The sequence below is a fragment of the Parasphaerochaeta coccoides DSM 17374 genome (assembly GCF_000208385.1).
In the GTDB taxonomy this organism is placed as follows: domain Bacteria; phylum Spirochaetota; class Spirochaetia; order Sphaerochaetales; family Sphaerochaetaceae; genus Parasphaerochaeta; species Parasphaerochaeta coccoides.
Genome location: NC_015436.1, coordinates 389,533 through 406,027, shown reverse-complemented (window position 1 = coordinate 406,027; position 16,495 = coordinate 389,533). Strand labels below are relative to the sequence as shown.

Annotated in this window: 11 protein-coding genes; 4 read left to right on the top strand and 7 right to left on the bottom strand. The window is 50.5% G+C overall.

All coding sequences use genetic code 11. The features are described from left to right. Positions 1 to 7: 7 nt before the first annotated feature. Complete coding sequence (locus SPICO_RS01745; protein WP_013738977.1) at positions 8 to 1,141, bottom strand: ABC transporter substrate-binding protein; 1,134 nt, start codon at positions 1,139 to 1,141, stop codon at positions 8 to 10. Positions 1,142 to 1,460: 319 nt separating this feature from the next. Between SPICO_RS01745 and SPICO_RS01740 the strand changes: the two genes are divergently transcribed. After that, a complete protein-coding gene (locus SPICO_RS01740; protein WP_013738976.1) occupies positions 1,461 to 3,254 on the top strand; it encodes a flavocytochrome c in 1,794 nt (597 codons plus the stop codon). Positions 3,255 to 3,388: 134 nt separating this feature from the next. Here the strand turns inward: SPICO_RS01740 and pyk are convergent, their stop codons facing one another. The 4 genes from pyk to SPICO_RS01720 all read right to left on the bottom strand — a co-directional run bounded on the left by pyk (position 3,389) and on the right by SPICO_RS01720 (position 8,091). Continuing rightward, positions 3,389 to 4,807, bottom strand: a complete 1,419-nt coding sequence (gene pyk, locus SPICO_RS01735; protein ID WP_013738975.1) for a pyruvate kinase — start codon at positions 4,805 to 4,807, stop codon at positions 3,389 to 3,391. A 135-nt stretch (positions 4,808 to 4,942) separates the two neighbouring features. After that, entirely contained in the window at positions 4,943 to 6,547 is a 1,605-nt protein-coding gene (locus SPICO_RS01730; RefSeq protein ID WP_013738974.1) for a sensor histidine kinase, read from the bottom strand. Further along, the gene (locus SPICO_RS01725) at positions 6,544 to 7,272 is read right to left on the bottom strand and encodes a response regulator transcription factor (protein ID WP_013738973.1); all 729 of its coding nucleotides are present in this window, start codon (positions 7,270 to 7,272) and stop codon (positions 6,544 to 6,546) included. The genes SPICO_RS01730 and SPICO_RS01725 overlap by 4 nt, the downstream gene beginning before the upstream one ends. Before the next feature lie 39 nt (positions 7,273 to 7,311). Further along, on the bottom strand, positions 7,312 to 8,091 hold the full coding sequence (locus SPICO_RS01720) for a response regulator transcription factor (protein ID WP_013738972.1): 780 nt from the start codon (positions 8,089 to 8,091) through the stop codon (positions 7,312 to 7,314). A gap of 409 nt (positions 8,092 to 8,500) precedes the next feature. Between SPICO_RS01720 and SPICO_RS09660 the strand changes: the two genes are divergently transcribed. Together SPICO_RS09660 and adhE are read left to right on the top strand one after the other, a co-directional pair. Then, positions 8,501 to 9,760 carry a Gx transporter family protein gene (locus SPICO_RS09660; RefSeq protein ID WP_013738971.1) on the top strand — a complete coding sequence of 420 codons (1,260 nt, stop codon included), beginning with the start codon at positions 8,501 to 8,503 and terminating at the stop codon, positions 9,758 to 9,760. A gap of 254 nt (positions 9,761 to 10,014) precedes the next feature. Then, positions 10,015 to 12,702 carry a bifunctional acetaldehyde-CoA/alcohol dehydrogenase gene (gene adhE, locus SPICO_RS01710; protein WP_013738970.1) on the top strand — a complete coding sequence of 896 codons (2,688 nt, stop codon included), beginning with the start codon at positions 10,015 to 10,017 and terminating at the stop codon, positions 12,700 to 12,702. Positions 12,703 to 12,861: 159 nt separating this feature from the next. On the opposite strand, the gene SPICO_RS01705 is transcribed toward adhE, so the two are convergent. Both SPICO_RS01705 and araA read right to left on the bottom strand, forming a co-directional pair. Beyond that, the gene (locus SPICO_RS01705) at positions 12,862 to 13,557 is read right to left on the bottom strand and encodes an L-ribulose-5-phosphate 4-epimerase (protein WP_013738969.1); all 696 of its coding nucleotides are present in this window, start codon (positions 13,555 to 13,557) and stop codon (positions 12,862 to 12,864) included. A gap of 38 nt (positions 13,558 to 13,595) precedes the next feature. Next, positions 13,596 to 15,080, bottom strand: a complete 1,485-nt coding sequence (gene araA / locus SPICO_RS01700) for an L-arabinose isomerase (protein WP_013738968.1) — start codon at positions 15,078 to 15,080, stop codon at positions 13,596 to 13,598. 357 nt (positions 15,081 to 15,437) lie between these two features. Between araA and SPICO_RS01695 the strand changes: the two genes are divergently transcribed. Continuing rightward, entirely contained in the window at positions 15,438 to 16,493 is a 1,056-nt protein-coding gene (locus SPICO_RS01695; protein WP_013738967.1) for a LacI family DNA-binding transcriptional regulator, read from the top strand. Positions 16,494 to 16,495: the final 2 nt, after the last annotated feature.

The following is a 16,495-nucleotide window of genomic DNA, read 5'->3' as shown; positions in this document are numbered from 1 at the left end:
TTTTTTCTCATCTCTCATAGTAAAAAGAATCATCAGGCAGACGCCCACCGATTGATTTGGGATTGGCGGCGAACAGCACTTCATAGAACGGCGCGACCAAGGCTTTCATCTTTCCCCCTTCAGCAAAGGTGATGTTGCACCGGGGGATTGCGACGCGGGCAGTCTCTACGGGCATACCCATGAATCCGTTGGCAAGACGCGCGGTTTCATCGACGTGGGTGGCAGCGAACAACGTGGACGCCTTATATTCATCAAGGAACGTATCCACCGCCTGTTTATCATCCTGGACAGCTTTACGTGTCACCACGATAGTACCCATCACCAACGCGCCCTCTCCTTGGACGGCCTTGTCCCATTCCTCGGTCAGATTCGCCACAACATGGGCATCAGGTCTCTTTAGCATGACTTGGGTGACAAAGGGTTCTGGCAACATTCCTGTAGCCACAGTTCCTGCAATCAGGGCAGTGGCAAGCTCGGCATGCTGGGCTTTGTATTCTACGCTGAGAGCGTCCGCTCCTTGCCAATCCTGGGAAGCCAGGATGAAGTCCAGGGCATATTCAGGAACTGCCCCTTGACCAGTTGCCGATATGCTCCCTCCCCTCAAGTCCTCCAAGGACGTAATCCTGGAATCAGTACTTACAATGGAAAGAACTCCCAAGGTGTTGACCGCCGCAAGCTGGATGGCTCCTGATGTCCTTTGGACAAGAACCGCTGCAAGATTTGACGGCAGGGCGGCAATATCAGCAGCTCCGCTGGTAATCTGCGCAACCATCTCATCCGGTGAGCTCAAAAGGGTGAAATCGTAGTCGTTCTTTGAAACGCCATCCTTGGCTTCCTGCATCAACTTGACCATGCCCAGACCAGTTGGCCCATTAAGGACAGCGACACGGAGATGTGGCTTGGAAACGGACGGAGAATACACGGCGGCAGCAAAAAGTTCAGGTTCGCTCTGCGCAATCGCCGGAGTTTTCTCCACTTCCACAGGCATGGAAGGAGCATCAGTAGTGCCGTGGCTATCGTCTTTGGATGTGACGGCGACTGCGGAGCCAGAATCACGGGAACAGCCGGGAACAATCATGAGCATGAAAAGCAGGATGATGCCTGCCACAAAAAGAATACGGGATGATGAAAAACGTACCATAAGATCCTCTGTGTTGATATTCAGATGTCGTCCAGTATATCACGCCGCGCCCATGATGAATATGGTGACAGGCATGATATGTCCCGACATGACATGGTAAAGAAGCAAGGAAAAGAAACAAGACAAAGACATCCTTGACCCAGGAATTTTTTATGTGAACAAAACCTGATTATTTTTCATAAAACTTATTTTCTTTCACTTTTTTGCTTCAAACGTCAATAACGAAATATGGCTATATTGAATATACATTGTATAATGTGATAACAATAAGAATGAAGCCTGATTGAAATATCTGATCAGGGACAAGGAGAAATTTCTCATGAAAAAAAATCGCATCATTCCCATGATGATCATAGCTGTCGCAACCCTCATGGCCGTGGCTCTGATAGCAGGTTGCTCCGGAAAAACATCCGGAACGGCAGGAAGTACGACGAGCCCGTCAGCGGCCTCATCTATCCCCGACGGTACGTTCACCGGGGAAGCCAATGGATTTGCCGGTCCTCTCAAGGTTCAAGTATCCATCTCTGGTGGAAAAATAGCTGATGTAAAACTCTTGGAACTCTCCGATTCTGATTTCTCCCGTCCCGCGGTAGATACAATCATAAATCAGGCTAAGTCAAAGGGAACAGCAGATGCCCTTGATGTCGTCGCCGGAGCTTCATTTACTTCCAAGGGTGTCATAGCGGCCATTCAGAACGCCATAGCCATAGCAAAAGGTGAAGCGGCTCCTGTCTCATCTCTCCCTGCGGCAGTAACCACGAATGCCGATGTAGTAGTCATTGGAGCCGGAGGCGCGGGTCTTTCCGCGGCTACCCAGGCCGCCCTTCTGGGAGCCAAGGTCATTGTCCTTGAGAAGATGCCGATAGCAGGAGGAAATACGAACTACGCGACAGGCGGACTGAATGCTTCGGAAACCTCCGTACAGGCCAAGCTGGGCATACAGGATTCCAACCAGTCTTTCTATGACGACACCATGAAGGGAGGCCAGAATATCAACGACCCCGCCTTGGTTGACGCCATGGTCATCAATTCCGCTGAAACTGTCGATTGGCTCCTTGGCTTGGGTGCTGACCTGACCGATGTCGGCAAGATGGCCGGTTCATCAAATTCCCGCACCCATCGTCCTGCCGGCGGCGCAGCTGTAGGCGGACATCTCGTCGAAGTCCTGGTACAATCCGCCTTGGATTCTGGCGCGGAAATCCGGTACAACAGCAAAGTTATCACCATCCTCAAGGCACAGGATGGGACTAATACGGTAGCCGGAGTCAGAGTCCAGGCTCCCAACGGAACATATCTCATCCTTGCGCCGACTGTCGTTCTTGCTACGGGCGGCTTTGGAGCCAATCCTGATCTTCTCGTCTCTCTCAAACCGGGACTGGAAGGCTTTGGCACTACCAATCACTCCGGCGCTACGGGTGATGCTTTTGATTTGGTGAAACCTTTCTCGGTAGCTTTGGTAGACATGGAGCAGATTCAGACCCATCCTACGGTCGTGCCTGTACAGAACCTGATGATTACCGAAGCGGTTCGTGGAAATGGAGCTATCATGGTCAATCGTGAAGGCAAGCGTTTCAACTCCGAGATGGCCACGCGTGATGTCATGTCCTCCGCCATATTGGAACAGACGGGAAAGACAGCATATCTTCTCTTTGACCACGGAGTGAGAGAATCCCTGAAAGCCATAGAAACATACTATAGCCAGGGACTTCTTACGGAAGGGGCGACAGTTTCTGAACTTGCCGGGAAACTTGGTATGCCTGCCGCTGCCCTTGAGGAAACGATAACCACCTATAACGGCTATGTCGCCAATGGAGCTGACCCTGACTTTGGTCGTAAAGCCGACGAAATGCCGCGTTCCCTGGCAACCGGTCCCTATTACGCTGTTGAGGTAGGACCTGCCGTGCATCATACCATGGGCGGTGTGAAGATTACCCCCACGACGCATGTTCTTGATACTTCAGGAGTTCCTGTAGCAGGTCTTTTTGCCGCAGGTGAAGTTGTGGGTGGTGTCCATGGCGCCAATCGTCTGGGCGGAAACGCAGTGGCTGACATCACGGTGTTCGGTAAGATTGCCGGTGAGCAGGCTGCCACGTTAGCACTGAGCCAGAAATAATGGGCAAATAAAATAATAGATAAATAAATTATCAGGGGGGGGCTGACCCCCCTTTTCTTGTATAAAATCAATTGCTATCTATCTAAAAGAGTCAAAAAATCAAAAACACATAAAACGTGCAACCGTACCCTGTCTTATGCCTCGCGGATATGCATGGTATCGGCGGCTGTCTGAGTGTCTATGACGTTCCCGCTTGTCAGGATAATGAGATCACCTTTTTTCACCAGTCCAGTCTTGAATGCCAGCTCGACGCCATGCTCAAGCGTGGCGGATACCGTCGGCTGAACTTCCGCCAAGACTGGCCTGACGCCGAAAGCCAAGTTCAGGGTCCGGGCGGCAACGGGATCGGAAACCGCCGCGATTATGGGACAAGCGGGACGGTAGCGCGAAATCATATGAGCGGAACGTCCGGTCATCGTCATGCTGACGATTGCCTTGGCATCCAGGAAATACGCGGATTCACACGCCGCGCTCCCGATGGCATTGGGAATATCCTGGGATAAAGTCAGATGATTGGTCGCAAATCTTTTCTTGTAGTCAATCTGTTGTTCGGTATATTCGGCAATGGTCGCCATGGTACGGGCAGCCTCCACAGGATACTTTCCGGCGGCAGTTTCACCACTCAGCATGATGGCGGTAGTTCCATCGTAGATAGCATTGGCCACATCAGAGACTTCGGCTCGTGTCGGACGGGGATTGTGCGTCATTGATTCAAGCATCTGCGTAGCCGTGACACTGAATTTTCCCGCCCTGTAGCATTTCTTGATTATGTCCTTCTGGACAGGGGGCAGCTCTGGGAAGGGAATCTCGACACCCATGTCGCCACGGGCAATCATGATGCCATCGCTGATGGCAAGTATCTCGTCAAGATTGTCCAAGCCGGAACGGTTCTCAATCTTGCTGATAATCTTTATCCTTTTGCCTCCGTTGGCATCAAGCAACCGGCGCAACTTGCGTACATCGTCCGCAGTACGGACAAAAGAAGCAGCTATGAAATCTATATCCTGCTCTATGCCAAAAAGAATGTCCGCCCTGTCGGTCTCATTGATATAAGGAACGTCAAGGTTAATACCGGGAATGTTAATCCCCTTATTATTGGACAGAGGCCCACCGGAGATGACTGTACAAATCACATCCTTGCCCTCTATCTTGCTCACGCCCAATTCAATCAAGCCATCATCAAGCAGAATCCGCGTTCCAATGCTGACTTCTTCAGCGAGATACGGGTATGTAATGGAAACGCCGGAGGTATCGCCCATGATGGAATCATCGGCATACAGGGTGAAGGTCATCCCGGCCTCAAGGGTAATCTGTGATTCAGCGAACTTGCGAACCCGCATCTCCGGTCCTTTTGTATCCAGGAGAAGCGCTATGGGCAGGTCAAGTTCTTCCCGTATCCTGCGCACCCGATCCATGCGTGTTTTCTGCTCCGCATGGTTCCCATGTGAAAAGTTGAACCTGGCGCAATCCATGTCTTGTTGCATGACCTTGCGCAGCTTGGTTTCATCATCCAAGGCAGGTCCCATGGTGCAAATGATCTTGGTCTTTCTCATATATGGGGTCCTCATATTATTTCTAGATTCCAGCATCAGTTTAAACCATAAAAGAACATTAATGTAAGCTATTCATGTACTGAAGGAGAATTTTCATGGTCTCCGGAATTATGTTCAGCGGAACCCTTATGACCCTCATTCCCAAACAGGAAATGAAACAGCCGAAAGGACCGCAGGCAGATTGTGGATACCCATGGTTTCCGGAGGAGTCAATGGCAGCCTGAGCGTCAACACTACGTAAGGCCGTTCTCCCCTGCTATTCATCTGCTTGAGTACCATAGTACCCTTGTGGAGACGGACGATGCTTCCCGTGATGGCAAGTCCAAGACCGCTGCCTCCATGACCGGAACGCCCCTTTCGTCCGGTTGACCATGGTTCAAAGAAATCTTCCTCCTGCGCAGGCAACTCGCCTTCATTGATGACCGTGAGGACGACATGGTCAGGAGAATCATCACGGATTATTTTCTTCCTGCGGGATTTTTCTTCAACCTTCTTTCCCGGAACTATCTCAAAACGCCAGAGTACGGGAGCGGCTGAAGCCTTCAACGCATTGTCCAGCACTTCATGGCAGGCCATGCGCACCAAAGACGCGTCACCTGTGAAACGGGTCACATAGGACTCGACCGTGATGCGTGCCGCCTGCCTTTCTTCAAAGACGGACAGGACATCCCTGACAAAGGAATCCACATCAATCCATTGCATGTTCAGGGCGGTATCAGGAGACTGGAGCGAGGCATACGTTATGACGGACTTGATGCGTTTCTCCAAAGTAGCATTTTCATTGGAAATCGCTGAGATTGTCGATGCATCCGGAGCAAAGACTCCGTCTGAGATGCCCTCCAACAACAACTTCATGGCGGATACGGGAGTGTTCAGGTCGTGGCTGATGCTCTGTATCCAAGCATTGCGCGTCCTTTCATTCTGGAGCAGCTCCCTGTCGAGTTCAGCAAGAGCCTTTCGAATGTACATGAACTCCGACCCTTTGAGAGCTGGAAGCTTGATGGGATGCTTTCCTGATGCAAGCTCCCCCAAGGCACTGGATATTTCCGTAGCATAACGGGTATTGCGTCGGGAGACCATGCTGCCAAGCACCAAGGCAATCAGCAAGGACAAGGGCAAGGTCCAGAAAAACACACCCAGCAGGGACGTAAAGAGCTTGGCAGTCTGGGCATAGGTAAAGGGATCGAAGGTAAGGACATCCACCGCGACAAAAGGCGTCCCGTTCACATGAAGCATGACCGACCCTGCTACATCCGCACTCCTGACCATCACAGGCACACGCCGACCAGAATGCGCCCTTCCCGGTACAGATTCTACGTCAATCTGCACAGCCCACCCGCTTTGGCGTTGCGTGAGGTACACATCGTACACAGGTACATGTGATTTCACGCTGACTGTCTCAAGCGTCTGCCCGTCCGGATGAGATAGAAGGACTCCCCGTGGATCCTTGCCCAAAGTCATGAGGGGAGTACCCTGTGCATCACTGACCAGAATCCCGCTGACCCGGTCGTCATTGGCAGTCATGAATGCCGAAGTAATCGTAGATGAAGACCATCCTTCATCTGGCATGTTCTGGAGCAAAGTCTCCTGAAGACGTCCCACATATGCCTCAACCACGGACTTCTTCCATTGTTCCTTCGCGCTGATATTGGCGACAAACAGAATGATGCACTGGAATATCAAGACGATAAGCATGATGCCAATGATATTCAGGAACATCTTGAGAAACAGCTTCTTCATGCTTCCACCGTTCCGTCCTTGCAACCTGCGGGAACACCAATGAACTTATATCCGTAACGGCGTACTGTTTCAATCCATTCACGGGCGTCACCCAGCTTGGTTCTGAGGTTCTTTACATGGGTGTCCACCACCCTGCGGTAAGAATCCGTGGAGTATCCGAAGCATTTCTGGATAATCATGTCCCGGCTGACTACCGAGCCCGCGTTCCTTGCCAGATAGCCCAATACTTTCCATTCAGCGACCGTCAAGGAGATGATTGACCCGTCAATCAACAGTTGATGGGCGGTATCATTCATTTTCATCACTGAACCGTCCAACATCCAGACAGAGACATCCACGGATGATACGACAGGAGAAGATGCGGCATCCACCCTCCTGAAGACTGCTTCTATGCGAAGCACCATTTCCTTGGGACTGAAGGGCTTGGTGATATAGTCATCAGCTCCCAGCTCAAAGCCGAAAATACGGTCGCTTTCAGTGATGCGGGCTGTCATGAAAATTACTGGGCAGTCGCTGCTCATACGTATGTCGCGGACAAAAGTGAAGCCATCCCCGTCCGGAAGCATGACATCCTGGATAAGCAAATCCGGTTCCATCTTTTCAAAAGCATTCTTTGCTTCGGCAAGAGTCCCGAAAGTCTTCGTTTCATATCCACTCATCCGGAGATACTTTGCAACTCCTTCCCTGATAGCCTCATGGTCTTCTACGATGTAAATTATCTTCACGGGTTTTCTCCTTGGTCACCCATCACCGGCTGTCGCGTGTCAGGAACGCGCGGCAATGACTTCGTGGCTCGCGAAAGCCGCCTCACTGGATTTGCCCTCCACATTCCCATGAGTCGGACGTCCGTCCGTGGGGCGTCCGGCAAAACGGTAACCGTAACCGCGCACGGTCTCAATCCATTGGCTTCCTAACGCTCCTAGCTTGGAACGAATGTTCTTGATATGTGTGTCAACTATCCTATCGTAAAATTCAAATGAATAATCAAAACAGTTTTCAAGAACCTGCGCACGGGTTATCAGGATTCCGGCATTGCTGACAAGATAACTCATGATGCGCCATTCAGCGGCTGTAAGGGGAATCAGGTCTCCATCAATGGTAAACAGATGGGACACTTCATCGAGCAACAAGACAGAACCGTCGAGAACCCAGCTGGAACCTCCCCTGTTCAGTTGGGTCGTTCCCTCCAGCCTCCTGAATATGGCTCTCACCCTGAGCACCAGCTCTTTTGCGGAGAAAGGCTTGACCACATAGTCATCGGCTCCCAGCTCAAAGCCCAGGATGCGGTCGCTCTCGGCTCCGCGTGAAGTCACGAAGATGACGGGGAAACTATATGTCGCCCGTAGTTTCTTCAAAAAGGAAAAACCGTCACCATCAGAGAATGTAATCGCCAAGATCAAAAGGTCAGGAAGCTGACGGGAAATAGACAACTGCAAGGAATGCAGGTCATTGAACTCATGCACGCTATATTCCGAAAGTTCAAGGAACTGACGGATTCCAAGGCGATCCATCTCTTGTTCATCCGCAAGATATATCTGTTTCATGAATCAACTATCCTCCCAATACCCGATAGTACACAAGCCAAGAAAAAGCCATTCCGCACAAAGACACATTTTCTTCATGGCTTCTTTATTGATTATACATTTATTTCGCATGAATTACACGGAATCTTTTTAAAAAGACTATATTGAGGAAAGTTCCCTTTCTAAAAGTGTATTTCCTCTCCACATACCACCAATGCAAATCACCTGAACTACCGTTTTATCCCTATTTCTTTTCCACCTGTCTGCCGACGATGCCCCTGTCATCCTTGTCACGTCCGCGTTGCGGCTGCTTTAACGCAAGAACCTGGGCTTACTCCCGCGCAGCCCGCTGCCGCTGCTGCAATCTCTGCAAACCACCCCGCACACCGGAAGATGGACAGACGGAAATGCCGCTGATATACTCCCCGCTATGACTTCCCTACCGTCCACGCCGATGAATCATGATGATTCTTCTGGCCAAGATACAGCAAAAAATCGTCTTGAACTGACCGCTTTCCTTGCGGCCATCTCTTTGTTCTGCTCCTCTTTGGAACTGCTCATTCCCAAACCTCTCCCCTTTTTCCGTCTGGGGTTGGCGAATCTCCCCCTGCTCATTGGCTTGCCTTTGCTGGGATGGAAGGATTACCTCTGGCTCATGCTTTTGAAAACACTGGGGCAAGGACTGGTTAATGGCACATTGTTCTCCTTCCAGATTGCACTATCTGCTGCCAGCACTCTTGCTTCGGGACCTTTGATGAGACTTCTTTGGATGATACGCGGGCAGAAAAAGCCATGGATCAGTCCCATAGGAATCAGCATATGCGGTGCTATTTCCAGCAACATCGCCCAGCTTGCCGTGGCTCAGATGTTATTTTTCGGTCCTTCAATCTGGCTGGTCGCCCCGCCGCTTTTCGCACTGGGACTGGCCACTTCCCTTCTGGTCGGACTGGCCGCGTCCGCTTTCATGCGCTCCAGCATCTGGTATGCACGCGTCCACAGTGAGGGATTGCTGCCATCACGCTACTCCCGTGAGCTTTCCACCGACCGGAAATGGAAACCGAATCGCTCAATCATACCTGTCATCATGGGGCTGGCAATGCTTCCTCCCCTGTTTCTCCAGCAAAACGCGGGAGTCCAGACACTCTCCATGGCCGCATGCCTTCTGCTTGCCCTGTCATCCGGTCGCAAGTTCCGTCCCATGCCACCTCTTTTGCTGGTTTTCTCCATGCTTTTCCTGAGCCTCCTCCAGCCATCAGGGGAGATACTTTTCCACTGGGGAATCATCCAGATTACCCGTGATGCCCTTATCCAGGGATGGAGCAAGGCGATGCTCCTTGTCTCTTTAATTTATGTCAGCCTGTACATGACCAGTGGGCGTCCTTCCCTGCCCGGTACGGCAGGAAAGTTGATTAGCACCCAGCTTTCCTATTTTGGACAGCTTTCGGGAGGATGGACTTCCCGCGGCAAAGATTCTTCCAAAACCAATTCTTCCCATAGGAAGAAAACATACATGTCGCTTCTCAAGACAATAGACACCATCCTTTGCGAAGCATCCTGGGAGTCGGAAGAAAGCCCGGCGGCAGCTTCCGGAATCACCGCCCATGCAGGGAAAACCAGTGGTTTCCCGATTGCGGCTGTTCTGACAATCCTTGTCCTTTATACCCTTCCCGTAATTTTCAGGGGCATCTGAAAGAAAAAATCATATAATATCTTTCTCTCAAGTTTCAAATGATATTTTGCGGAAAATAGCGCAAATAATGTGAATTAAATAATAACAAATCAAGATTTGCATGTATATTTGCAATTTAATATTTCATCATAATATATTTTTATTAAAATTCTATTGACTTAAGTTCATCATTTCCACTAGGGTTTGGAATATTAGGAACCCCTGCGTCACCGTAGTGAACCGCACAGGAAAACAACCATTGCAAGGAGCGACATATGGCAACTTCAGCAAAAGAGACAACGGTATCTGAAGCCTTTCCAGGAGAAAAGGATCTTCAGCTTTTGATTGAGCGGGTGAAGAATGCCCAGAAGGTATTTTCCCTGTTTTCCCAGGAAAAGGTAGATGAAATTTTCCGTGCGGCGGCCATAGCAGCGAACAATGCCCGCATCACCCTTGCCCAGCAAGCAGTCCAGGAAACCGGAATGGGCATTGTCGAAGACAAGGTAATCAAGAATCATTTTGCTACGGAGTACATATACAACAAGTACAAGAGCGATAAGACATGCGGCATTGTCGAACACGACAAGACCTTCGGCATAGAGAAGATTGCGGAACCGATTGGTGTTGTCTGTGGCATCATTCCGACGACAAACCCGACCTCCACGGCCATCTTCAAGGCCCTGATTGCCTTGAAGACACGCAACGCCATCATTTTCAGTCCACATCCCCGTGCCAAGACATGTACCTGCGAAGCGGCGCGTATCATCCGTGACGCGGCGGTCAAGGCGGGAGCTCCCCACGACATAGTAGGTTGGATTGACGAGCCGACACTCGCCAAGACTGAATATCTGATGAAGCACCCCCTGGTGGACATCATCCTGGCTACGGGCGGACCGGCCATGGTCAAGAGCGCATACTCATCAGGCAAGCCCGCCATAGGCGTTGGTTCAGGCAATACTCCTGCCCTTATCGATTCCTCTGCCGATATAAAGACGGCGGTCAGCTCAATCCTCATGTCCAAAACCTTCGATAACGGCGTCGTCTGTGCCTCAGAACAAGCAATCATCTGCCTTGCAGACATCTATGATGCCGTGAAAACCGAACTGATTCAGAGAGGGGCTTATTTCTTGACGGATGGAGAAAAGAAGAAGCTCGGCGCTGTTATCCTGGATCCGCAAAGAGGCACGGTCAATCCTGCCATTGTCGGACAACCGGCTGAAAGGGTCGCCCAAATCGCCGGATTCAAAGTCCCCGCAGGCAGCAAGGTACTGATTGGTGAAGTGACGGATGTTTCCACCGCCGAGCCTTTCGCCCATGAAAAACTTTCTCCCGTCCTGGGTATGTACAAATGCTCCACCTTCAAGGAAGGAACCGCCATGGCGGAGACCTTGGTCGCTCACGGTGGTTTCGGCCATACGTCGGTACTGTATGTGGAGGGGACGGAAAACGAGAAAATCAACTTATTCAGCCAAGAGGTCAAGACATCACGCGTCCTGCTTAATATGCCGGCAAGCCAAGGAGCCATTGGAGACATCTACAATTTCCGTCTCGAACCTTCCCTGACCTTGGGGTGTGGCAGCTGGGGCAACAACTCAGTATCCGAAAATGTGGGTCCCAAGCATCTTCTGAACATCAAGACTGTCGCCGCAAGGAGAGAAAACATGCTGTGGTTCAAGCTTCCCCCGAAAATTTATTTCAAATATGGCTGTCTTCCCATAGCCTTGCAGGAGCTGGAAGGAAAGAAACGGGCCTTCATCATCACCGACTCCTTCCTTTTCAACAGTGGAATGGTTGAAAAGGTCACCGAGACGCTTGATCAGCTTGGCATTGAAAGCGAATGCTTCCACCAAGTCAAGCCGGATCCGACCTTGCAGACAATCAACGCGGGCATGGAGGCTCTCAACGCATTCAAGCCTGATGTCCTGATAGGTCTGGGCGGTGGGTCTCCGATGGACGCAGCCAAAATCATGTGGCTGCTCTACGAGCATCCCGAAGTGAAGTTCGAAGGGCTTGCACTGCGCTTCATGGACATTCGCAAGCGCATCTACACCTTCCCCAACATGGGCAAGAAAGCGCAGATGGTCTGCATACCCACCACCAGCGGTACAGGGAGCGAGGTCACGCCCTTCTCCATCATCACTGATGAGACTACGGGGATGAAGTGGGCGATTGCCGACTATTCCCTCACCCCCTCCATGGCAATTGTGGACAGTGAGCTTGCAATGGGACAGCCCAAGGGACTCACCGTCTCCTGCGGCCTGGATGTCCTGACCCACGCATTGGAAGCATTGGCTTCATCTATGAGTTCCGACTACACGAACGGGCTGTCCCTGGAAGCTATGAGGGTAATCTTCAAGTATCTCCCGCGTGCCTACCATGACGGACAGAATGACAAGAAAGCAAGGGAAAAAGTTCACAATGCATCGACAATCGCCGGCATGGCATTTGCCAATGCGTTCCTTGGCGTGTGTCATTCGATGGCGCACAAGCTGGGTGCCCGGTTCCATGTTCCGCATGGCATGGCCAACGCCCTTTTGCTTACCAATGTCATTCTCTACAATGCTACCGATGTTCCGACCAAGCAGGCGTCCTTCCCTCAGTACGAGTTTCCTTCTGCCGTGAGTCGCTACGCCCGTGCCGCCGACTACATCAACATGATTGTCAACGAACAGAAGAACACGCCGTACATCTCCATCAAAGATGGCGCGACGATGCAAGAGAAAGTCGAGGATCTTGTCAGTGCGATTGAGAAGCTGAAGAATGAGCTGGATGTCCCGAAATCCATCAAGGAATGGGGTGTGAACGAGGAGGAGTTCCTGGCAGCGGTTGATGAGTTGTCCGTCAAGGCGTTTGATGACCAATGCACCGGAACCAATCCGCGCTACCCGCTTATCAGCGAAATCAAGCAGCTCTACCTGGATTCGTTCTACGGTCGCAGATGGCAGGAACAGGTCGTAAAATAAGACGACCCAGCCCAAAACAATGGCCGCCATGTTCTGAACTGACCCCCCAGAGTTGGAGAACTCTTGGGGGGTCAGTTCATTCTGTCATGGTGGCTTTTTGTCTGTTATCTATGGAAAATACAGGCATGTCCCCTTGTACCTTATCTGGAACCTTGACACCTATTTCTGACCATAGTACGCGTCCTTGCCATGCTTGCGCCGGTAGTGCTTGTCCAACAGTTCCTGCTGCATCGGGTCAAGATGTCCTCCGGAAAGCATGAACGCATGCCACGCCATCATGGCACATTCTTCCATGACAACAGCATTATGTACCGATTCCTGGGCATCCTTCCCCCAACTGAAAGGGCCATGGCTGTGAACCAAGACAGAAGGAACAGATAATGGGTCAAGTTCTTTGAATGCCTCAATGATGACTGTCCCGGTTTCCTTCTCGTATTCACCTCTGATTTCTGCCGGAGTCATCTTTCGCGTACAGGGGATTTCCCCGTAGAAATAATCTCCCTGGGTCGTACCGTAAGCCGGAATGCCCCGACCAGCCTGGGCAAAGATAGTCGCCCATCTGCTGTGGGTATGCGTGATGCCTCCGATTCCGGGAAACGTCTTGTATAATTCCATATGCGTCGGAGCATCAGAAGAAGGTTTCAGCAATCCTTCAACCTTTCGTCCCGTGGACACTTCCATCACGACCATCTGCTCCGGTTCCATGGTGTCGTACTCCACGCCGGACGGCTTAATGACCATCAGCCCACTTTTCACATCATACGCGGAAACGTTTCCCCACGTGAATGTCACCAGATGATACCGGGGCAAACTCTGGTTGGCATAACATACTTCTTTTTTCAGTTTTTCAAGCATGTGTTTCTCCCCAATAGCATTCTCTCACCATAGAATTTTCATTTCAGTTTCCACGCAAGATCGGACAGAAAGAGCTGTTGCTTCAATCCTTTGATAGTCGTTTCCTTGGTGATATGGACAAATTCCATGTCCATGATTTCCGCCCAATCTTCCAGCATTTCAGGTGTCGCGGACAATGACAGTACGGTATGATGGGAGCCTCCCGCAAGAATCCACGCATGCGCACCTGTCTTGAAATCAGGTTCAGGCTTCCACATGATGCGGGCGACAGGAAGATTAGGCATCCTGTAAATAGGTTTCACCGCTTCGATATCCTGGACAATCAGACGCAGACGGCCTCCCATATCGACCAATGAGGCGACAATGCCCTTGCCTGGCATCCCTTCGAATACAAGACGCGCGGGATCTCCTTTTCCGCCAATTCCGAGAGGATGCACTTCAATGCGTGGCCGCGAAGCTGCCAGGGAGGGACATACTTCGAGCATATGCGCTCCCAATGAGAACTCATGTCCCGGTTCCAAATCGTAGGTATAATCCTCCATGAACGCTGTGCCGCCCTTCAAGCCGCGGGTCATCAGCTTGAGAAGTGCTGTCATGGCCGAAACTTTCCAGTCCCCTTCCCCGCCATACCCGTAACCTTGCGCCATGAGATGTTGGGTGGCCAGTCCGGGAAGCTGTTCCATACCACTCAAATCTTCAAATGTATTACTGAATGCCAAGGCTCCTTCCCTGTCCAGGAATCTCCTTATGGCCATTTCCTCCCGTGCTTGATAACGAACCGCCGCACTGTCATCTGTCGCCATGTCGTACAGCTCCGTATATTCGGAAAGCAGGGCGTCTATTTCTTTTTCCGTCACTTTCCCCATCTCATGAACCAGCTCGGCGACAGGCCATGTATTCACCTGCCATCCCAGTTGTATCTGGACTCCAACCTTGTCCCCTTCCGTGACTGCAACATTACGCATGTTGTCTCCGAAGCGGACGACCTTGAGCTTGCGGCTTTCCACCGCGCCAATGGCTGACCTCATCCAGGTGCCAAGGCTCGTCATGACATCATCATCTGCCCAATATCCGACAATGATTTTCCGCTTCAAATGCATGCGTGCGGCAATGAAGCCATGTTCACGGTCGCCATGGGCACTCTGGTTGAGATTCATGAAATCCATGTCTATGTCTTCGTCCGGTATATTGCGGTTGAATTGGGTATGCAGGTGCGCATACGGCTTCTGGAGCAGGGATAGGCCGTTTATCCACATTTTTGATGGTGAAAATGTATGCATCCAGACAATCAGCCCCGCGCAGGAGTCTGTGTGATTCGCCTCCTTGACCACAGTGGTGATTTCATCGGGAGTCTTGACTGTAGCTTTATATACCACACGCGCCGGCACATGGCGCGAACCATCAAGCCCGCGGGCGATTACCTGCGCATGTTCCGCCACTTTGTCCAAGGTCTCAGTTCCATAGAGAAACTGGGAGCCAACGACAAACCAGAATTCATAATCGCTAAAAATCTTTTTTCCCATTATAGTATTTGCTCCTTGCTTAATTTGTAATCACATATGCTTTCCGGCTTTTCCCCATATGAATCACACGACGCCGTCCCAGAGAAAATCTCTCCTTTTCTCCACCATTCGTGTATCTTTTTGGCGTTAACGTTAACGCATTTACGAATTTTATCATCTCCCTTGTTTCATGATATGTCAAGTTTTATTCTAACTTTTTGTATTTTCTATGTGAAGAATAAATTATTCTGTTCCCATCTCCGGACACTTTCCTGAACCATTCATGTATTCGTCCACGCATCCACGATATCTATATATCTTCCTGTTAATTTATTGTATAGTGATGTTATCGTTACCTTCTTTCTTGAGGCACAAGACATGACCATTACTGAAATTGCAAAAATTGCCAAGGTATCAATAGGTACGGTCGATAGAGTCCTTCACGACCGTGGGAGAGTCTCTCCGGAAACAAAGGATAAAATCCTGGAAATCATCAAGGCTCACGATTACAAACCCAACGCTTTTGCAAGGAACTTGAAACTTAACAAAGCCTTTCGCATAGGAGTCCTGCTACCCTTGCTCCATTCCGAATACGGTTATTGGAGCCTCATATACCAAGGAATCGTAAAAGCCGCCAAAGAACTTTCCGATCTTACCGTCACCATAGACGTATATGAATTTGACAGAATGCAAGAAGGCTCATGCTTTGAAAGAGGAAAAAAAATGTTGGCACGGCATGCCGACGCCGTAGTCCTTGCTCCAGTGAATCCAATGGAAGCGCGTCAGGTACTGGCATTACAGAAAAACCTGAATTACACGTTCATCGATTCCGCGTTGCCAGATACGAATCCCGTAGCCACAGTAGCCCAGGATCCGTATAAAGCGGGTTATCTCGCCGGACGCATGATGCAGCTGCTGAGTCCTCACGCGGGACTATACGTGGCCATACAGACACATAAGAAAGCCTTCAATAGCGTAGAACGTGTCAGAGGCTTCACTGAGTACTGTGCCATGCACGGGGATATGGACACGCATGAACTGGAATTGGATTTCACTGAAAAATGGGAGTCACAGCTAGAAGCCCTGTATGATGCCGGGAAAACCATAGCCGGGATATTCGTCGTCAATGATTCTGTGCATAGGATTGCACAGCATGTTTCCCTCATAGGCCGCAGGCCGCAGACAACAATCATCGGATTTGATTTGATTGCCCAGAACCGGCAGGCAATAACAGACGGGAAAGTTGATTGCCTGATATCCCAGCGTCCCGAATTCCAAGGTCATACAGCGGTTTATCAACTATACCGCAAGGGAGTATTGAATCAGACTCCCGATGTAAGCACAGAAATCCCTATTGATATCATCCTGCCGGAGAATCTTCCCGTCTCATCCTCTCCTGAATTTTTGTCACACGTCACAAGAAAAGATTCCTGAAA